General features: G+C 62.0%; 16 protein-coding genes. 4 read left to right on the top strand and 12 right to left on the bottom strand.

Annotated features, from left to right (window positions below; translation table 11 throughout):
• The first annotated feature begins 91 nt into the window (after positions 1-91).
• Positions 92-532 (top strand): DUF3995 domain-containing protein, encoded by a 441-nt coding sequence (locus CAF63_RS10870; RefSeq protein WP_085687740.1) that lies wholly within the window; start codon positions 92-94, stop codon positions 530-532.
• Here the strand turns inward: CAF63_RS10870 and CAF63_RS10865 are convergent.
• The 7 genes from CAF63_RS10865 to CAF63_RS10835 all read right to left on the bottom strand — a co-directional run bounded on the left by CAF63_RS10865 (position 529) and on the right by CAF63_RS10835 (position 7,613).
• Positions 529-891: a Na+/H+ antiporter subunit G gene (locus tag CAF63_RS10865; RefSeq protein ID WP_085687742.1), complete on the bottom strand. Its 363-nt coding sequence runs from the start codon at positions 889-891 to the stop codon at positions 529-531. The two genes, CAF63_RS10870 and CAF63_RS10865, sit on opposite strands and share 4 nt — an antisense overlap.
• Complete coding sequence (locus tag CAF63_RS10860; RefSeq protein WP_003225959.1) at positions 888-1,166, bottom strand: K+/H+ antiporter subunit F; 279 nt, start codon at positions 1,164-1,166, stop codon at positions 888-890. The genes CAF63_RS10865 and CAF63_RS10860 overlap by 4 nt, the downstream gene beginning before the upstream one ends.
• Positions 1,163-1,651, bottom strand: a complete 489-nt coding sequence (locus CAF63_RS10855; protein WP_007950533.1) for a Na+/H+ antiporter subunit E — start codon at positions 1,649-1,651, stop codon at positions 1,163-1,165. The genes CAF63_RS10860 and CAF63_RS10855 overlap by 4 nt, the downstream gene beginning before the upstream one ends.
• Complete coding sequence (locus tag CAF63_RS10850; protein WP_085687744.1) at positions 1,648-3,327, bottom strand: monovalent cation/H+ antiporter subunit D; 1,680 nt, start codon at positions 3,325-3,327, stop codon at positions 1,648-1,650. The genes CAF63_RS10855 and CAF63_RS10850 overlap by 4 nt, the downstream gene beginning before the upstream one ends.
• Complete coding sequence (locus CAF63_RS10845) at positions 3,324-3,668, bottom strand: Na+/H+ antiporter subunit C (protein WP_085687746.1); 345 nt, start codon at positions 3,666-3,668, stop codon at positions 3,324-3,326. The genes CAF63_RS10850 and CAF63_RS10845 overlap by 4 nt, the downstream gene beginning before the upstream one ends.
• The gene (locus tag CAF63_RS10840) at positions 3,668-6,568 is read right to left on the bottom strand and encodes a monovalent cation/H+ antiporter subunit A (protein ID WP_085687748.1); all 2,901 of its coding nucleotides are present in this window, start codon (positions 6,566-6,568) and stop codon (positions 3,668-3,670) included. The genes CAF63_RS10845 and CAF63_RS10840 overlap by 1 nt, the downstream gene beginning before the upstream one ends.
• Positions 6,569-6,674: 106 nt before the next feature.
• A complete protein-coding gene (locus tag CAF63_RS10835) occupies positions 6,675-7,613 on the bottom strand; it encodes a DMT family transporter (RefSeq protein WP_085687750.1) in 939 nt (312 codons plus the stop codon).
• Positions 7,614-7,698: 85 nt separating this feature from the next.
• On the opposite strand from CAF63_RS10835, the gene CAF63_RS10830 reads away from it, so the two are divergent.
• The 3 genes from CAF63_RS10830 to CAF63_RS10820 all read left to right on the top strand — a co-directional run bounded on the left by CAF63_RS10830 (position 7,699) and on the right by CAF63_RS10820 (position 11,357).
• The gene (locus CAF63_RS10830; protein WP_085687752.1) at positions 7,699-8,262 is read left to right on the top strand and encodes a helix-turn-helix domain-containing protein; all 564 of its coding nucleotides are present in this window, start codon (positions 7,699-7,701) and stop codon (positions 8,260-8,262) included.
• A gap of 216 nt (positions 8,263-8,478) precedes the next feature.
• Positions 8,479-9,882, top strand: a complete 1,404-nt coding sequence (locus tag CAF63_RS10825; protein WP_085687755.1) for an LLM class flavin-dependent oxidoreductase — start codon at positions 8,479-8,481, stop codon at positions 9,880-9,882.
• 59 nt (positions 9,883-9,941) lie between these two features.
• Positions 9,942-11,357 (top strand): FAD/NAD(P)-binding protein, encoded by a 1,416-nt coding sequence (locus tag CAF63_RS10820; RefSeq protein WP_085687757.1) that lies wholly within the window; start codon positions 9,942-9,944, stop codon positions 11,355-11,357.
• Positions 11,358-11,421: 64 nt separating this feature from the next.
• On the opposite strand, the gene CAF63_RS10815 is transcribed toward CAF63_RS10820, so the two are convergent.
• The 5 genes from CAF63_RS10815 to ppnN form a co-directional block, all read right to left on the bottom strand.
• A complete protein-coding gene (locus CAF63_RS10815) occupies positions 11,422-11,673 on the bottom strand; it encodes a hypothetical protein (RefSeq protein WP_085687760.1) in 252 nt (83 codons plus the stop codon).
• Positions 11,674-11,781: 108 nt separating this feature from the next.
• Positions 11,782-12,516 carry an ABC transporter substrate-binding protein gene (locus tag CAF63_RS10810; protein ID WP_085687762.1) on the bottom strand — a complete coding sequence of 245 codons (735 nt, stop codon included), beginning with the start codon at positions 12,514-12,516 and terminating at the stop codon, positions 11,782-11,784.
• Between the two features lie 161 nt (positions 12,517-12,677).
• Positions 12,678-13,055, bottom strand: coding sequence for a hypothetical protein (locus CAF63_RS10805; protein WP_085687764.1), 378 nt, complete (start codon positions 13,053-13,055; stop codon positions 12,678-12,680).
• Positions 13,056-13,206: 151 nt separating this feature from the next.
• Positions 13,207-13,944, bottom strand: a complete 738-nt coding sequence (locus CAF63_RS10800; RefSeq protein ID WP_085687766.1) for a response regulator — start codon at positions 13,942-13,944, stop codon at positions 13,207-13,209.
• Between the two features lie 155 nt (positions 13,945-14,099).
• Positions 14,100-15,473 carry a nucleotide 5'-monophosphate nucleosidase PpnN gene (gene ppnN, locus CAF63_RS10795; RefSeq protein WP_007950520.1) on the bottom strand — a complete coding sequence of 458 codons (1,374 nt, stop codon included), beginning with the start codon at positions 15,471-15,473 and terminating at the stop codon, positions 14,100-14,102.
• Positions 15,474-15,585 lie beyond the last annotated feature (112 nt).

The raw sequence follows: 15,585 nt of genomic DNA, 5'->3' as shown, positions 1-15,585 counted from the left end.
GCGGCACTTTACCGCACCGCCGATCGGTCGTGCACATGGAAAAATGCCGACTAGGATGTTTTGTTCAAATCCCTTTCAAGGATTCTCGACCATGACCTTTGTGTTGGCTCAATGGCTGGTGACGATATTTGCGGTGATCAGCCTGATGCATGTGTATTGGGCGATGGGTGGGCAGTGGGCGGCCGTGGCGGTGGTGCCGCAGGTTCCGGTAGATAGCGGCGGGCTGACGCTCAAGCCGGCATTCAAGCCGTCAGGCTGGATCACGCTGGTGGTGGCAGCAGCCCTGCTACTGATTGCCGCTCTGGTGTGCATGCGAGTGGGGTGGTGGCTGCCCGCCGTGCATCACTGGGCGCTGCAATGGGTGATCAGCGCGATTGCGCTGCTGATGTTTGCGCGGGCGATCGGCGATTCGGAGCTGGTGGGTTTCTTCAAGGAAGTGAAGGGGTCGCGGTTTGCTCGGCTCGACACTTGGGTTTACTCGCCGCTGTGTCTGATATTGGGAGCCGGGCTGTTGGCTGTCGCCTGGATCTAGCTGCCGGTTTCAGTGCGCCGGCTGCTGACCTCGGCCGGCACATCGTCCCCGGCCATGCGCTTGCGGAACAGCGCCGCCCGCGCCAGTAGCAGGGTGGTGACCGGCACTGTGATCGACAGCAGGATCGGTATCAGCCACGCATGCAATACCGGCCCGGACTTGAGCGCGGAAAAACAGATGATCGACGCCAGCGCCACGCACCAGGCGCCAATCGTGGAGGCCAGCGCCGGAGGGTGCATGCGTTGAAAGTAATCCTTCATTCGCAGCAACCCGGCAGCACCGATCAGGGCGAATACGCCGCTGAGCACCAACAGGATCGCCACCGGGATTTCCACCCACAGAGACAGTTCAGCATTCATTCGATCACCTCGCCACGCAGGAGGAATTTCGCCAGGGCAAACGAGCCGACGAAGCCGAACAGCGCGATCAACAGCGCCGCTTCGAAGTAGGTGTCACTGGAGTAGCGAATGCCCAGGGTCAGCATCATCAGCATGGCGACGATGTACAGGTAGTCCAGCGCCAGTACCCGGTCCTGTGCCGACGGGCCTTTGAACAGGCGAATCAGCGTCAGCACCATCGCCAGCGAGAACAGGAACAGCGTCAACAGAATCGCGTTCGACAGCAGTGGGCTCATTCGAAAATCTCCATCAACGGTCGCTCGTAAGTGACCTTGAAGTGCTGGATGAACTGCGCCTCGTCATCCAGATCCCAGACGTGCAGCAACAGAATGCTGCGATCCAGCGCCAGTTCCGACCACACTGTGCCGGGCACGACCGTACAGATCATCGACAGCGCCGCCAGACCGTTGGCATCGCGCAGGTCTAGCGGCACCTTGATGAAACGTGAACGAAGCGGCCGACGACCGGCGTTGAGTACGCCCCAGGCCACCTGGAGGTTCGAGACGATCACGTCGCGCCCTACCAGCAGAAACAGTCGCAGGATCGTGCCCGGGCGGCGGATGTGAATCCGTTGCGGGCGCAGTTTGCGCATCATCAGCGGGGCGCAGAAACCGAGTACGGCACCCAGCAGCAGATTGCCCGGGCTGACCGACAGGTTCAGCACCAGCCATAGCAACCACAGCGCGAGCGACAACCACGGAGCAGGAAACAGACGCTTCATGGTTGCACCTCCAGCAGCGCGGCCTTGGCTTCCGGGCTCGGCACGGCTCGGGTGCCGAGTACCGCCATCACGTATTGTTGCGGATTGTTCAGGGCGTCGGCCGCTGCCTGGGTATAGCGCATGAGCGGTTCAGCCTTGAAGGTCAGCGCAATGCTCAAACCCAACAGCAGGAAAATCGGCGTGCATTCCAGTTTGCGCAGCAGCGGCGATGGTCGTTCTTCAGGTGACCAGAAGCGCTGGATCCCCAGGCGCGAGAACGCCATCAGCGAGCCGAGTCCGGTAAGAATCAGCAGGGCCAGCAACGCCCAGGCGGCACTCGAAATCGGTTCGCCGGCGCCGAGGCCAAGTGGATTGAGCAGGGCACCGATCAGGCTCAGCTTGCCGATAAATCCGGACAACGGAGGCATGCCAATGATCAGCAGCGCGCAGGCAATGAAGCTCAGACCGAGGAAGGCCATGGTCCACGGGATCACCTGACCGACCACCGCTTTCTGATCGTCGTCGAGGTTGATGCCTTTGACCGGTCGCTGCCATTCCTGCGGACGCGGCAGCAGTTCGTTTTCGTCTTCCAGCGGTACTTCGATGGCGGTGCGCGAGCGTTCGATCAATTCGGCCAGCAGGAACAGCGCGCTCAACGCCAGGGTCGAGCTGACCAAGTAGAACAGCGCTGCGCCGATCAGGTTTGGCTGGGCGAATCCCACGGCTGACAGCAGGATCCCCGCCGACACCAGAATGCTCAGGCTGGCCATGCGTTCCAGGCGTTGCGCGGCGATGATCGCCACACCCGCGCCGGCCATGGTGGCCATGCCGCCGTAGATCAGCCAGTCACCGCCAAAATACGCCGAAGCGCCGGCCTGTCCCGAGAACAGCAGTGTCCACAGGCGCAGCAAGGTGTAGACGCCGACCTTGGTCATGATCGCGAACATCGCCGCCACCGGCGCGCTGGCCGAGGAATAGGCCGGCACCAGCCAGAAGTTCAGCGGCCACATACCGGCCTTGGCCAGGAACGCCACGGCAAGAATCCCCGCGCCGGCGTGCAGCAGGCCGCGGTCGGCCTCAGGCACCAGAGGGATCTTCAACGCCAGATCCGCCATGTTCAGCGTGCCGGTCACGCCGTAGATCAACGCCGCGCCAATCAGGAACAGCGACGAGGCCAGCAGATTGATCGAGATGTAATGCAACCCCGATGACACCCGCGCCCGGCCCGAGCCGTGAAGCAGCAGGCCGTAGGAGGCGGCCAGCAATACCTCGAAGAACACGAACAGGTTGAACAGATCCGCTGTCAGGAACGCGCCGTAAAGGCCCATTAACTGAATCTGGAACAAGGCGTGGAAGCTCGACCCGGCGCCGTCCCAGCGGGCCATGGCGAACAGCAGGGCGCTGACGCCGATGATCCCGGTCAGCACCAGCATCAGCGCCGACAGGCGATCAACCACCAGCACGATGCCGAACGGTACCTGCCAGTTACCCGGCAGATACACGCCGATCGAGCCGGGCACGCCGGTGGACTGTGTCCATTGCAGCAGCATCACCGAAATGCCCAGGCCAAGGAGACTGGACAACAGGTTGATTTTCGCCTTCAGCGGACGGTGCTTTTCGCCGAGCATCAGCATGATGGCGGCGGTCAGCAGCGGCAGCAGGATCGGTGCGGCGATCAGGTGGGTCATCGCCGTCATTCCTTGGGCTCCCTTCCGTCAACGTGGTCGGTGCCGGTCAGGCCTCGTGAGGCCAGCAACACCACCAGAAACAATGCGGTCATGGCGAAGCTGATGACGATGGCCGTCAGCACCAGCGCCTGGGGCAGCGGGTCGGTGTAATTGAGCAGGTCCTGCGGTACGCCGTCCTTGATGATCGGCTCCTTGCCGATGAACAGGCTGCCCATGCTGAAGATGAACAGATTGACACCGTAAGACAGCAGGCACAGGCCCATCACCACCTGGAACGTCCGTGGCCGCAGGATCAGCCAGACCCCGGATGCGGCGAGTATGCCGATGGCGATTGCGATGACTTCTTCCATCAGACGGCTCCTTTGGCGGCAGCGGTTTTGTGGCCCCGGACCGATTGGTGGGCGAGGGCGGTGAGGATCAGCAAGGTCGAGCCGACCACCACGGCGTAGACGCCGATATCGAAGAACAGCGCGCTGGCGATATGGATGTCACCCAGCAGCGGCAGGCTGAAATGCCAAGTGTGAGTGGTGAGGAACGGATAGCCCACCGCCATCGCCCCGAGGCCGGTGACGGTAGCGAACAGCAGGCCGGTGCCCATCCAGCGCAGCGGCCGCAGGCTCATTTGCGCCTCGACCCACTGGGTGCCCGCGACCATGTATTGCAGGATGAACGCCACCGACATCACCAGACCGGCGACGAAGCCGCCACCCGGCTGGTTGTGCCCGCGCATGAACAGGTAGAACGACACCACCAGCGCAATCGGCAGCAGCAGGCGCACCAGCACCGCTGGCACCATCATGAAACCGAGCGCGGTGTCGCTGGCCGAACGCGGGTTGACCAGGTCGGTGACCACGTCGGGGGCGAGCAGGCGCTGCTGGGCCGGCAGTTGCAGGCTTTCTTTTGGCGGGCGGAAACGGCGCAGCAGGGCGAACACGGTCAGTGCCACGGCGGCCAGTACCGTGATTTCGCCAAGGGTGTCGAAACCACGGAAATCCACCAGCATCACGTTGACCACGTTGCTGCCACCACCCTCGGGCAGGGCGCGACTCAGGTAGAACGAAGAAATGTCGTTCGGCGTCTGCCGGGTCAGCATCGCGTAGGACAGCAGCGCCATGCCGCCACCGACCGCAATCGACAACAGCAAGTCGCGCAGACGCCGGACCCGCGCCTTGCGCAGGCTGCTCGGCAACGGTGAAACCTCTTCGATCCGCCGTGGCAGCCAGCGCAAGCCGAGCAGGATCAGTACCGTGGTCACCACTTCGACCACCAGTTGCGTCAGGGCCAGATCCGGCGCCGAGAACCAGACGAAGGTCACGCAGGTCATCAGGCCGCAGACGCTGACCATGGTCAGGGCGGCGAGACGGTGATACTTGGCCTGCCATGCGGCGCCGAGGGCGCAGGCGATCGCCAGTAGCCACAGGGTCACGAACACGATCGAGCCTGGAATCTTCGGCCGGTCGCCCCAGCTCAGGCTGCTGTGCAGCATCGGGATCAAGCCGGCGAGCACCGCCGCCAATACCATCAGGAATAGCTGGGTTTGCAAACGCTTGGTGCCGATCCGCCGCTCCAGCCGCCGGGCCAGGCGCATCATCGCCACCAGACTGCGCTCGAACATTCGCTTGCCGTTGAAGCGTCCCGCCAATGGCGGGTACTTGAAGCGCCCGCGCTTGAGCTGATTGCGCAGCAGCAGATACAGCACGATGCCGCCGGACATGGCGATCAGGCTCATGATCATCGGTGCATTGAGACCGTGCCAGATCGCCAGACTGTATTCCGGGAGCTCGCCACCCACCACTGGCAATGCCGCAGCGGCGAGCAGCGGGCCGACGATTTGAGCCGGAAAAATGCCCACCAGCAGACAGGTGAATACCAGCAATTCAACCGGCGCCCGCATCCAGCGTGGCGGCTCGTGCGGTGTATGCGGCAGATCGGTGGCGGTCGGGCCGAAGAATACGTCGACGGTGAACCGCAGCGAGTAGGCCACGCTGAACATGCCGGCGATGGTCGCGACGATCGGCAGGCTGGTTTCAACCCAGGCAGTGGCATTGATGAACACGGTTTCGGCGAAGAACATTTCTTTCGACAGGAAACCGTTCAGCAGAGGCACGCCAGCCATCGAGGCGCTGGCCACCATCGCCAGGGTGGCGGTGAATGGAATCAGTTTGAACAGGCCGTTGAGCTTGCGGATGTCGCGGGTGCCACTTTCGTGGTCGATGATCCCGGCGGCCATGAACAGCGAAGCCTTGAAGGTCGCATGGTTGAGAATGTGGAACACCGCCGCGACGGCGGCCAGCGGGCTGTTCAGGCCCAGCAGCAGCGTGATCAGGCCGAGGTGGCTGATGGTCGAGTAGGCCAACAGTCCTTTGAGGTCGTTCTGGAACATCGCGCAGTACGCGCCGAGCAGCAGCGTGGCGGCGCCGGCGCCGCTGACGATGTAGAACCATTCTTCGCTGCCGGACAGCGACGGCCACAGGCGGGCCAGCAGGAAAACCCCGGCCTTGACCATGGTCGCCGAGTGCAAGTACGCCGAAACCGGTGTTGGCGCCGCCATGGCGTGAGGCAGCCAGAAGTGGAAGGGAAACTGGGCGCTTTTGCTGAGGGCGCCGATAAGAATGAGGGGAAGCAGGATGGGGTAGAGGGCATGTGCGCGAATCAGATCGCTGGCGGCCAGGACCTTGTCCAGGTCATAGCTGCCGACGACATGGCCGAGGATCATGACCCCCGCCAGCAGGCACAATCCCCCGGCACCGGTAACCATCAACGCCATGTAGGCGCCGCGGCGCGCGTCGTGGCGGTGGTGCCAGTAGCCGATCAACAGGAACGAGAAGAGGCTGGTCAGCTCCCAGAAAAACACGATCTGGATCAGGTTGCCGGAGATCACCAGCCCGAGCATGGCGCCCATGAACGCTAGAAAGAATGCGAAGAAACGCGGCACCGGATCGTCCGGCGACATGTAATAACGGGCATATAAGGAGACGAGGGTGCCGATGCCCAGCACCAGCATCGAGAACAGCCAGGCGAAGCCGTCCATGCGCAGGACGAAATTCAGGCCCAGGCTGGGCAGCCACGTGAATTCTTCGCGGATCACGCCGCCGTGGGCGATCTGTGGGTACAGCATCGCGACCGAGACAGTGCCGATCAGTGCGACCAGACCTGCCAGCAGGGATTCGGCGTTACGTGCGTTGTGCGGCAGCACGGCTGCCAGACAGCTGCCCAGAAAAGGCAGAAGCAGTAGAACTATCAGGGACATAGGTTTCTAATCTGCGGAAGTTTGTGAAGCATCATACGTGCCAGCTCCCGGATCGCCAAACGCGAGGATGTCTCTGAATCCTACAAAGTAGCTGCTAAATCCGTGTTCAGCCTTCGGTTTCGCGCTCCAGTTCTTCTGTGACCGGTTGTGTCTCCCTGCCCTTGGTCTTCAATTCACTGACGATCACCGCTGCCACGATCAGCCCCGCACCCACCAATGCAATCGCTGGCAGACGCTCCCCCGCAATGCGTCCGACGATCCCGGCCCACACCGGCTCACCGGCGTAGATCAAGGTCGCACGGGACGGCGAAACACTTTTCTGCGCCCAGTTCATCGCCACCTGAATCGCCGCACTCATCGCGCCCAGGCCCAGGGCGGTGCTCAGCAACAGCCACGAGAACTCCGGAATCGCCTCACCAGTCGGCACCACCATCAAAAAAGACAGCGCCGAAGTCGTTGCCAGTTGTACGACGGTTACGCGGCGCACATCGACCTGGCCGGCATAGTTACTGATCAGGATGATTTCGGCCGCTATCGCGATGGCGCTGATCAGCGTGGCGATTTCACCGGGGCTGAAATTCAGCGAAGCGCCGGACGGACCGGAAAGCAGCATCAGCCCGGTAAACGCCAGCATGATGCCGATGCTCGGCATCAAACCCGGGCGCCGACCGAGCACCAGCCATTGCAGCAGCGGCACGAACGGCACATACAGCGCGGTGATGAACGCCGACTGGCTGCTTGGGATGCTCTGCAAACCGACGGTCTGCAAGCCATAACCGAGCATGATCGCCACGCCGATAAAAGCGCCGGCCTTGAGTTCGAGCAGGGTCAGTTCACGCAGGTGTTTCCAGGAGAACAGGGCAACGATGCTCGCCGCTGCGGCGAAGCGCAGACCGACGAAAAACATCGGGCCGCTGACGGTCATGGCGTGTTGAACCAGCAGGAAGGTGCCGCCCCAGAGCATGGTGATCAGTACCAGCACGCACTCGGCTTTGCTGAACCGGGAAAACCGCAGGGGAGTTTGAGGGGAGTTGGCTGACGTCATGACCTTGCGCACTTTTGAGGAGGGGACGCACAATGCGCCAAATGTTGCGCAGTATACTGCCCAACCCCAGCCAGTGAGCAATATAGTGCACAGAGATTCCGTTCAGCGGGCTTCGGTCCTGCAACACGTCAGCCAGAACGTCCGGCGCCTGCGCCACGCCGCCGACATGAGCCAGACGGCCCTCGCGGAAAAGTCCGGGGTCAGCCGGCGGATGCTGGTGGCCATCGAGGCCGGCGAGAAAAACGTCAGCCTGACCACCCTCGACCGCGTCGCCGAAGCCCTCGAAGTGGCCTTCAGCGATCTGATCCAGGCCCCGGACAACCGCGATCCGGGCCGCATCAACAAACTCGCCTGGGCCGGCAGCATTCCCGGCAGCAAAGCCGTTTTACTGTCCAAGGCCAACGCCACCCGCGCAGTTGAACAGTGGGAGTGGTGTCTGCAACCGGGCGAGATCTATCCCTCGCAACCGGACGCCGAAGGCTGGAGCGAACAGATTTTCGTGTTCGAAGGCTGCCTGACGTTGATGCTCGGCGACCAACCTCATCACATTTCAGCAGGCGAGTTTTTCATGTTCGCCAGCAACCAACCTCACACCTATCGCAATGACGGGGAAGTGGCGGCGCGGTTCGTGCGCAATGTCGTGATCTGACTGTTGCAGGGCCGACAGCGGATAAACAGTTTGCTCCATCCTGCGTGCAGACTGCTTTAGGTTGTTGTCTCAATGTATTGATAAATAAATAAAATATATTCAGGCATGACTCCTGCTAAAGGTTCTGGATCCTCATCCGGAAACCACGGAGTCGCCTCACATGACCGCTTCAAATCAAACCTCCAAACGCCTCCTGAACATCGGGAGTGCCATCTGATGGCTCGTGAAATTCGTCTCAATGCTTTCGACATGAACTGCGTCGGTCACCAGTCGCCGGGCCTGTGGGCTCACCCTCGGGATCGCTCCTGGCAATACAAGGATCTGGAGTACTGGACCGATCTGGCGAAAATCCTTGAGCGCGGCAAGTTCGACGGTTTGTTCATCGCCGACGTGCTGGGCATCTACGACGTGTACAACGGCAACGGCGAAGCGGCCATCCGGCAGGCGGCGCAGGTGCCGGTCAACGATCCGTTGCAACTGATCCCGCCGATGGCGCTGGTCACCGAGCATCTGGGGTTTGGTCTGACTGCATCGTTGTCCTTCGAACATCCGTATCCATTCGCTCGACGCCTGTCGACCCTCGATCACCTGACCAAGGGCCGGGCCGGCTGGAACATTGTCACCTCTTATCTGGAGAGCGGCGCGAAGAACATCGGCCAGCAAGCCCAGACCGAACATGACGCGCGCTACGACTACGCCGAGGAATACCTGGAGGTCTGCTACAAACTCTGGGAAGGCAGTTGGGAAGAGGGCGCGATTTTGCGGGATCGCGAGCGCCGCATCTTCAGTGACCCGAGCAAGATCCACGAGATCCGCCATCACGGTAAACACTTCCAGGTGCCGGGCATTCACCTTTGCGAGCCGTCGCCGCAGCGCACGCCGGTTCTCTATCAGGCGGGAGCATCCAGCCGCGGCAAGCAGTTTGCCGCCGAGCATGCCGAGTGCGTATTCGTCGCTGCGCCGTCGAAAGTGCTGCTGAAGAAAACCGTGGCCGACATCCGCCGCCGCGCTGCCGAGGCAGGGCGCGATCCGTCGAAGATCCTGATCTTCAACCTGCAAACCGTGATCCTCGGTGAAACCGACGCCAAGGCCAAAGCCAAGTTCGAGGAATACAAATCCTGGGTCAGCTACGAAGGCGCGATGGCGTTGATTTCTGGCTGGACCGGCATCGACTTCAGCCGCTTCAAACCGGACGAACCGCTCAAACACGTGCACACCAACGCGATTCAGTCGGCGGTCGAGGCGTTTTCCACGGCGGACCCGAACAAGGTCTGGACCCCCAACGAACTGGCGGACTGGGTCGGCATCGGCGGTTTCGGCCCGTTGTTCGTCGGCAGCCCGGAAACCGTGGCGGACCTGTTGCAGGAGTGGGTCGACGAAACCGACGTCGACGGCTTCAACCTGGCCTACGCGCTGACCCACGAAACCTTCATCGACGCCGTGGAATTGCTGGTGCCGGAGTTGCAGAAGCGCGGTGTCTACAAGACCGAGTATGCGCCAGGAACGTTGCGCGAGAAGCTGTTTGGCGAAGGGCCGAGATTGCCGGAGACTCATCCGGGCAGTGGCTATCGAAACCTTGGCGAACTGCATCGGCAGGAGAAAAAAGTCGCGTCCGTCTAGACGCCTTTGCGGCGTGTGAATGACACTGGCCCGAGCATATCCTCAGCTGCGAGAACGGCATGACTCAAACCGATACGACCGCCCTGCGTCACGCCGACATCCTGATTGTCGGCGGTGGGCTCAGCGGCACGATGCTGGCGGTGCAATTGCTGCGTTTGCCGGGACGGAGAAAGATTCTGGTGATCGAGCCCCGCGCCGAACTGGGCCGGGGCGAAGCGTACAGCGCGGTGGAACTGGGCCACACGCTCAACGGCAACGCGGCGCGGATGAGCGTCGATCCGGACAATGCCGATGACCTGACCCAATGGCTGACCGGTCACATCGCCGACGGAGGCTGGCCGGAGTCCGATCAGCAGCACGTGCCGGTCAGCGAACTGTTTCCACCACGGGGGCTGTTCGGCGTGTACGTGCAGCAGCGCCTGGCCGAAGCGCAGCAGGTGGGCGCGCAACACGGGTCGACGGTCGAGCATGTGCGCGCCGAAGTGGTAGACGTTCAGGCCTCGACCGAGTCGGTGCAGCTCACCTTGAATGACGGTCAGCAATTGCAGGGTGCTTTTGCCGTGCTGGCGACCGGGATGTTCCCGGCTGCCCGCACTCCGCAAAAGGAGTCCAGTGGCCTCAACGCGGCGGCGCTGGATCCTTGGGATGTCGCAGCCATGCGCCAGCTCGATCCGCAATCCACGGTGCTGATCATTGGTTCAGGCCTGACCATGGTCGATGCCGTGGTGTCGCTGGAGCAGGCCGGGCATCGCGGGCCAATCGAGGTGTTTTCCCGGCATGGGTTGCTGCCCCATGTCCGTCGACAACCACCGGCGTGGGTGGACTTCCTCGCCGAGGATCACAGCATTCGCACACCGCGCCAGTTACTGCGCGAATTGCGCCGGCATTGTCGCGACGCTATCGCACAAGGCATCGACTGGCAGGCGCCGCTCGACACCGTGCGTGCGCACATCGGTCGGTTGTGGAGTCAGGCCAGTGATGTGCAGCGCCGGCAGTTCGTGCGGCATGTGCGGCCGTGGTGGGAAAGTCATCACCACCGTTCGCCGCCGCTGAGTGCGGAACTGGTCGAGCGCCTGCACCGGGAAGGACGGTTGCGCATTCGTGCGGCGTCTTACAAGGGGCTTGAGCCGGTATCGGGCGAGGGCGTGAGTATCCGCGTTCGCCCTCGCGGTGAGGCTGAAACCCGTGTGGTGCAGGGCGCGGCGTTGATCAACTCCAGCGGCATCGAATACGACTGGCGCCGGGTCGCGCGACCTTTGCCACAACAATTGTTGGCGCGCGGTCTGGTTCGTCCGGGGCCGTTGGCACTGGGCATCGCGGCGGCGGTGGACGGCGCTGTGCTGGATGAAGAGGGGCGGGTCTCGAACCGCTTGTTCGCCATGGGCCCGCCGTTGCGCGGCATGTGGTGGGAAAGCACCGCTGTCACCGACGTGGCGTTGCAGGCCAAGGCACTGGCCGCGCGACTGGTTCGCTGACGCCCAGATGCAAGAAACCCCGCTTCGGCGGGGTTTCCTGTTTCTGGCAGCTCAAACCGATCACTCAGTAGCGCTGATATTTGGAACCGAATTCCGGACGGTTTTCCGCGACGTACAGTTTGGTCTGTTCGGCGTTCTGTTGCAGTTTGAGGCCGTCTTTGTGTTCGGCATCGATGCTGACGGTGTCAACGTTGAGGGTGCCGGACTGGCCAATGGTCGCAGCGGCGACAACCGGGGTGCTGGCGTGAGGGGCGGCGATGGCGGAGGTGGCGCCGATCAGTGAAACGATGAAGCCGAGTGCGATGATGTCTTTCATGATGTTGCTCCAGAGAGTGGGGAGAAGATGGGGCCCACTTTAGTGCTGGAGGGTTTTGATGTGAAAACACCCTTGCGCATAGTCGTTATCGAAGTCGTTGATGCCCGATCAGCGCGGTAGGGTATCGCTCAGCCAGCGTTGGCGCAGTTGCTCCAGACGGCCGTCGGCGCGCAATGTATCCAGCGCCTGCTGCCAGCGTGCGACCTGTTTCGGATCGGTCTGCGGCGAAAAGGCAATGTAGGTGTTTTGTTTCATCAACGGGATCTGGTACTGCAAGCGTGCCGGCTCCATGCCTTGTTCGCGGGCGAGGGCGGCCTTGGACCAGGTGTCGGAGACCACGAAATCGGTACGCCCCAGGCTGAACAGTCGCATCATCTGCTCCGGGGTTTCCACGCCGTAGAGATTGTTCAGATCTTGCCCTTGCAGGTAGCTGTAGACCAGCCACTTTCGCGGCACGGTGATCCGACCCAGGCGATCGGCTTCACGCAGGCTGTGCACGGGTGGCTGGAGATTGTCGCGGGCGTACAGCGCGGTTTCGACTTCGATCAGCGGCCCGACCCATTGATAGCGATCGTCACGGTCGTCGGTACGCAGCACTGTGAATACGCCGGTGTCGGGGGTGTCGCTGGCCATGTGCAGGGCACGCAGCAGCGGGACTTGTTGCAGATGAATGCGGTCGCCGGTCTGGGCCGCCAGGGCCTGCACTACGTCCACCCCGAATCCTGCGAGCTGATTGCCTTGCATGAAATGAAGGGGCGGATGGTTGTCGGTGAGCAGTTGCAGATCCGCCGCGTTGGCCGTCAGGGCCATTAATGACAGCAGACAGGCGGCAAATCGTTTCATGGATCGTCCCTGAACAAAACTGTCGCCAGCTTATTACGGGGAGCGGTGGCTGTCGTGAGGAATCAGCGGGGCTTTTGCGTCAGAGAACAAGGCTTATCGGTAGTGATCGCTGCGGGGGCAGTGCGCCCCCGGCAGGAATCGATTTCGGCTGTGGCTGGCGATCAGTAGCGCTGGTATTTGGAACCGAACTCGGGACGGTTCTCGGCGACCAGTACGCTGCGGGCCGAACGCTCGCGCAGTTCCTGCAAACGATCGGCACCGCCTTCGGCCACGCGTTCACGCAGTTCCTGCAAGCGGTCCGCACCACCTTCAGCGACGCGTTCACGCAATTCCTGCAGACGATCAGCACCGCCTTCAGCCACGCGTTCACGCAGTTCCTGCAGGCGATCCGCGCCACCTTCGGCAACGCGATCCTTCTGCAGGTTTTCCGAGCCGTATTCGGCGACCAGCGGCTGGGAGCTGGCGGACGCCAGATCGGTCAGGGCCAGGCCGCCGAGCAGGCTGATTGCGAGTACCAGGGATTTCGAGGACTTCAACATGGTGATTCTCCTTGCGCTTGAGATGAGTGAACCAGTGCTTTCTGGTGGGTTCATTCAAACGCGAGGGTGTATCACTGATATGTGGTGTTGCGGCCCGAAAACACGGGTTACGTATCTGCGCGGCGAATATATACAGAGCGATACAAATCCCTCAGGATTCGGCGAGCATCTCCACGGCAAAGGAGAAAACATAACCCTCGTTGCGCACGGTCTTGATGTAGGTCGGCTCGCGGGAGTCGTCCAGCAGACGCTGGCGCAGGCGACTGACCAGCAAATCGATGGAGCGGTCGAACAGGTCGGCGTCCCGGCCCTGGGTCAAATTGAGCAACTGATCGCGACTGAGCACCCGTTGCGGATGATCGAGAAACACCCGAAGCAAGCGATACTCGGCGCCGCTGAGGGCAACCATGGTGTCGTCTTCATCGAGCAGGTGGCGGGCAGTGGTGTCCAGACGCCAGCGGCCGAACGCGAGCAGGCGCCCGGTTTCGGTGATCAGCAAATTCGGCGGCAACATCCGCGTGCGGCGCAGTACGGCGTTGATTCTCGCCAGCAGTTCGCGGGCGGCGAAGGGTTTGGTCAGATAATCATCGGCGCCCATTTCCAGGCCGAGGATGCGATCGGTCTGGTCGTCGCGGGCGGTGAGCATCAAGATCGGCGTAGCCTTGTGCTTGCCGGCGCGCAATTCGCGGCACAGCACCAGCCCGTCATCGCCGGGGAGCATGATGTCGAGCACGATCAGGTCGACCGTGTTGGCTTCCAGAAAGCTGCGCATTTGCCGGCCATCGGCGACCACGGTGCTGCGCAGGCCGTTCTTGGTCAGGTAATTGCCGACCAGCTCGCGGATCTCGCGGTCATCGTCGACGATCAGGATGTGGTTGATGTGATCCATGGTTCACACTCTTTTTGTGGGAGCGAGCTTGCTCGCGAAAGCGGTCTGTCAGTCAACAATGATGCTGAATTCGATGGCCCCTTCGCGGGCAAGCCCGCTCCCACAGTGTTATGGGGTGGCCTGAAGAATGGGTCTTCAGGCTTATGCATTGATGGTCAGGACACCACGCGATAGCACGGCACATACGCCGCGCCGCCCGGCAGTTTCATCCGGTGCTGGGCGACGAAGGCTTTGAGCAGCAGATCGAGCGGCTGCATGATCGCGGCGTCGCCACGGATCTGGTACGGCCCGTGTTCCTCGATCAGGCGGATGCCCTTGTCCTTGACGTTGCCGGCCACGATCCCGGAGAACGCTCGGCGCAGGTTGGCCGCCAGCTCATGGGGCGGTTGGTCGCGGTGCAGCTTGAGGTTGGCCATGTTTTCGTGGGTCGGGTCGAACGGGCGCTGGAAGCCTTCGTCGATCTTCAGCAGCCAGTTGAAATGGAACGCATCAGCGCGTTCGCGGCGGAACTGCTTCACGGCCTTCAGGCCCGCCGTCATCTGCCGCGCCACTTCGGCCGGGTCGTCGATGATGATTTCGTAGTGCTTTTTCGCCGCTTCGCCGAGGGTGGCGGTGACGAAGGCGTCCAGTTGTTCCAGATACGGCGCGGCGTGTTTCGGCCCGGTCAGGATCACCGGGAACGGCAGGCCGGCGTTGTCCGGGTGCATCAGGATGCCCAGCAGGTACAGGAACTCTTCGGCAGTGCCGGCGCCGCCCGGGAAGATGATGATGCCGTGGCCGACGCGGACGAAGGCTTCCAGGCGTTTTTCGATGTCCGGCAGGATCACCAGCTCGTTGACGATCGGGTTCGGCGCTTCGGCGGCGATGATGCCCGGCTCGGTCAGACCGAGGTAGCGACCGCCATGAATGCGTTGCTTGGCGTGGGCGATGGTTGCACCTTTCATCGGGCCTTTCATCACGCCGGGACCGCAGCCGGTGCAGATGTCGAGGCTGCGCAGGCCCAGTTCGTGGCCGACTTTCTTGGTGTATTTGTATTCTTCGGTGTTGATCGAGTGGCCGCCCCAGCACACGACGATTTTCGGCTCGACGCCCGGACGCAGGGTGCGCGCGTTGCGCAGCAGGTGGAAGACGTAGTCGCTGATGCCCTGGGAGGTGCTGAGGTCAATGCTCAGGGCATCGAGCTCGTTTTCGGTGTAGACGATGTCGCGCAGGGCGCTGAACAGCATTTCCCGGGTGCTGGCGATCATTTCGCCGTCGACGAAGGCGTCGGCCGGGGCGTTCAGCAGTTCCAGGCGCACGCCGCGATCCTGCTGGTGGATGCGGATTTCGAAGTCTTTGTAGGCTTCAAGAATGGTTTTTGCGTTGTCGACATGGGCGCCAGTATTGAGGATGGCCAGGGCGCACTGGCGAAAGAGGGTGTAGGTGCTGCCGGTTCCGGCCTGGCTCAGTTGCTGAACTTCACGTTGGGAAAGGGTTTCGAGGCTGCCTTTTGGGCTGACCGAGGCATTGATTACGTGTCGTTGGGTCATGCAGTGATCCTTAAAACGATGTCATTGCCGGCATGGCCAATGGCATCCGAATAGTGTGTATCCATGAATGAAGATGGCACGATCTGCGTGGTATCGCCATGTCCCCGTTGGA

It is taken from the genome of Pseudomonas sp. B20(2017), assembly GCF_002113125.1.
Lineage (GTDB): Bacteria > Pseudomonadota > Gammaproteobacteria > Pseudomonadales > Pseudomonadaceae > Aquipseudomonas.
The sequence above is the reverse complement of the archived record's forward strand: the minus strand, read 5'-3'. Positions and strand labels throughout refer to the sequence as shown.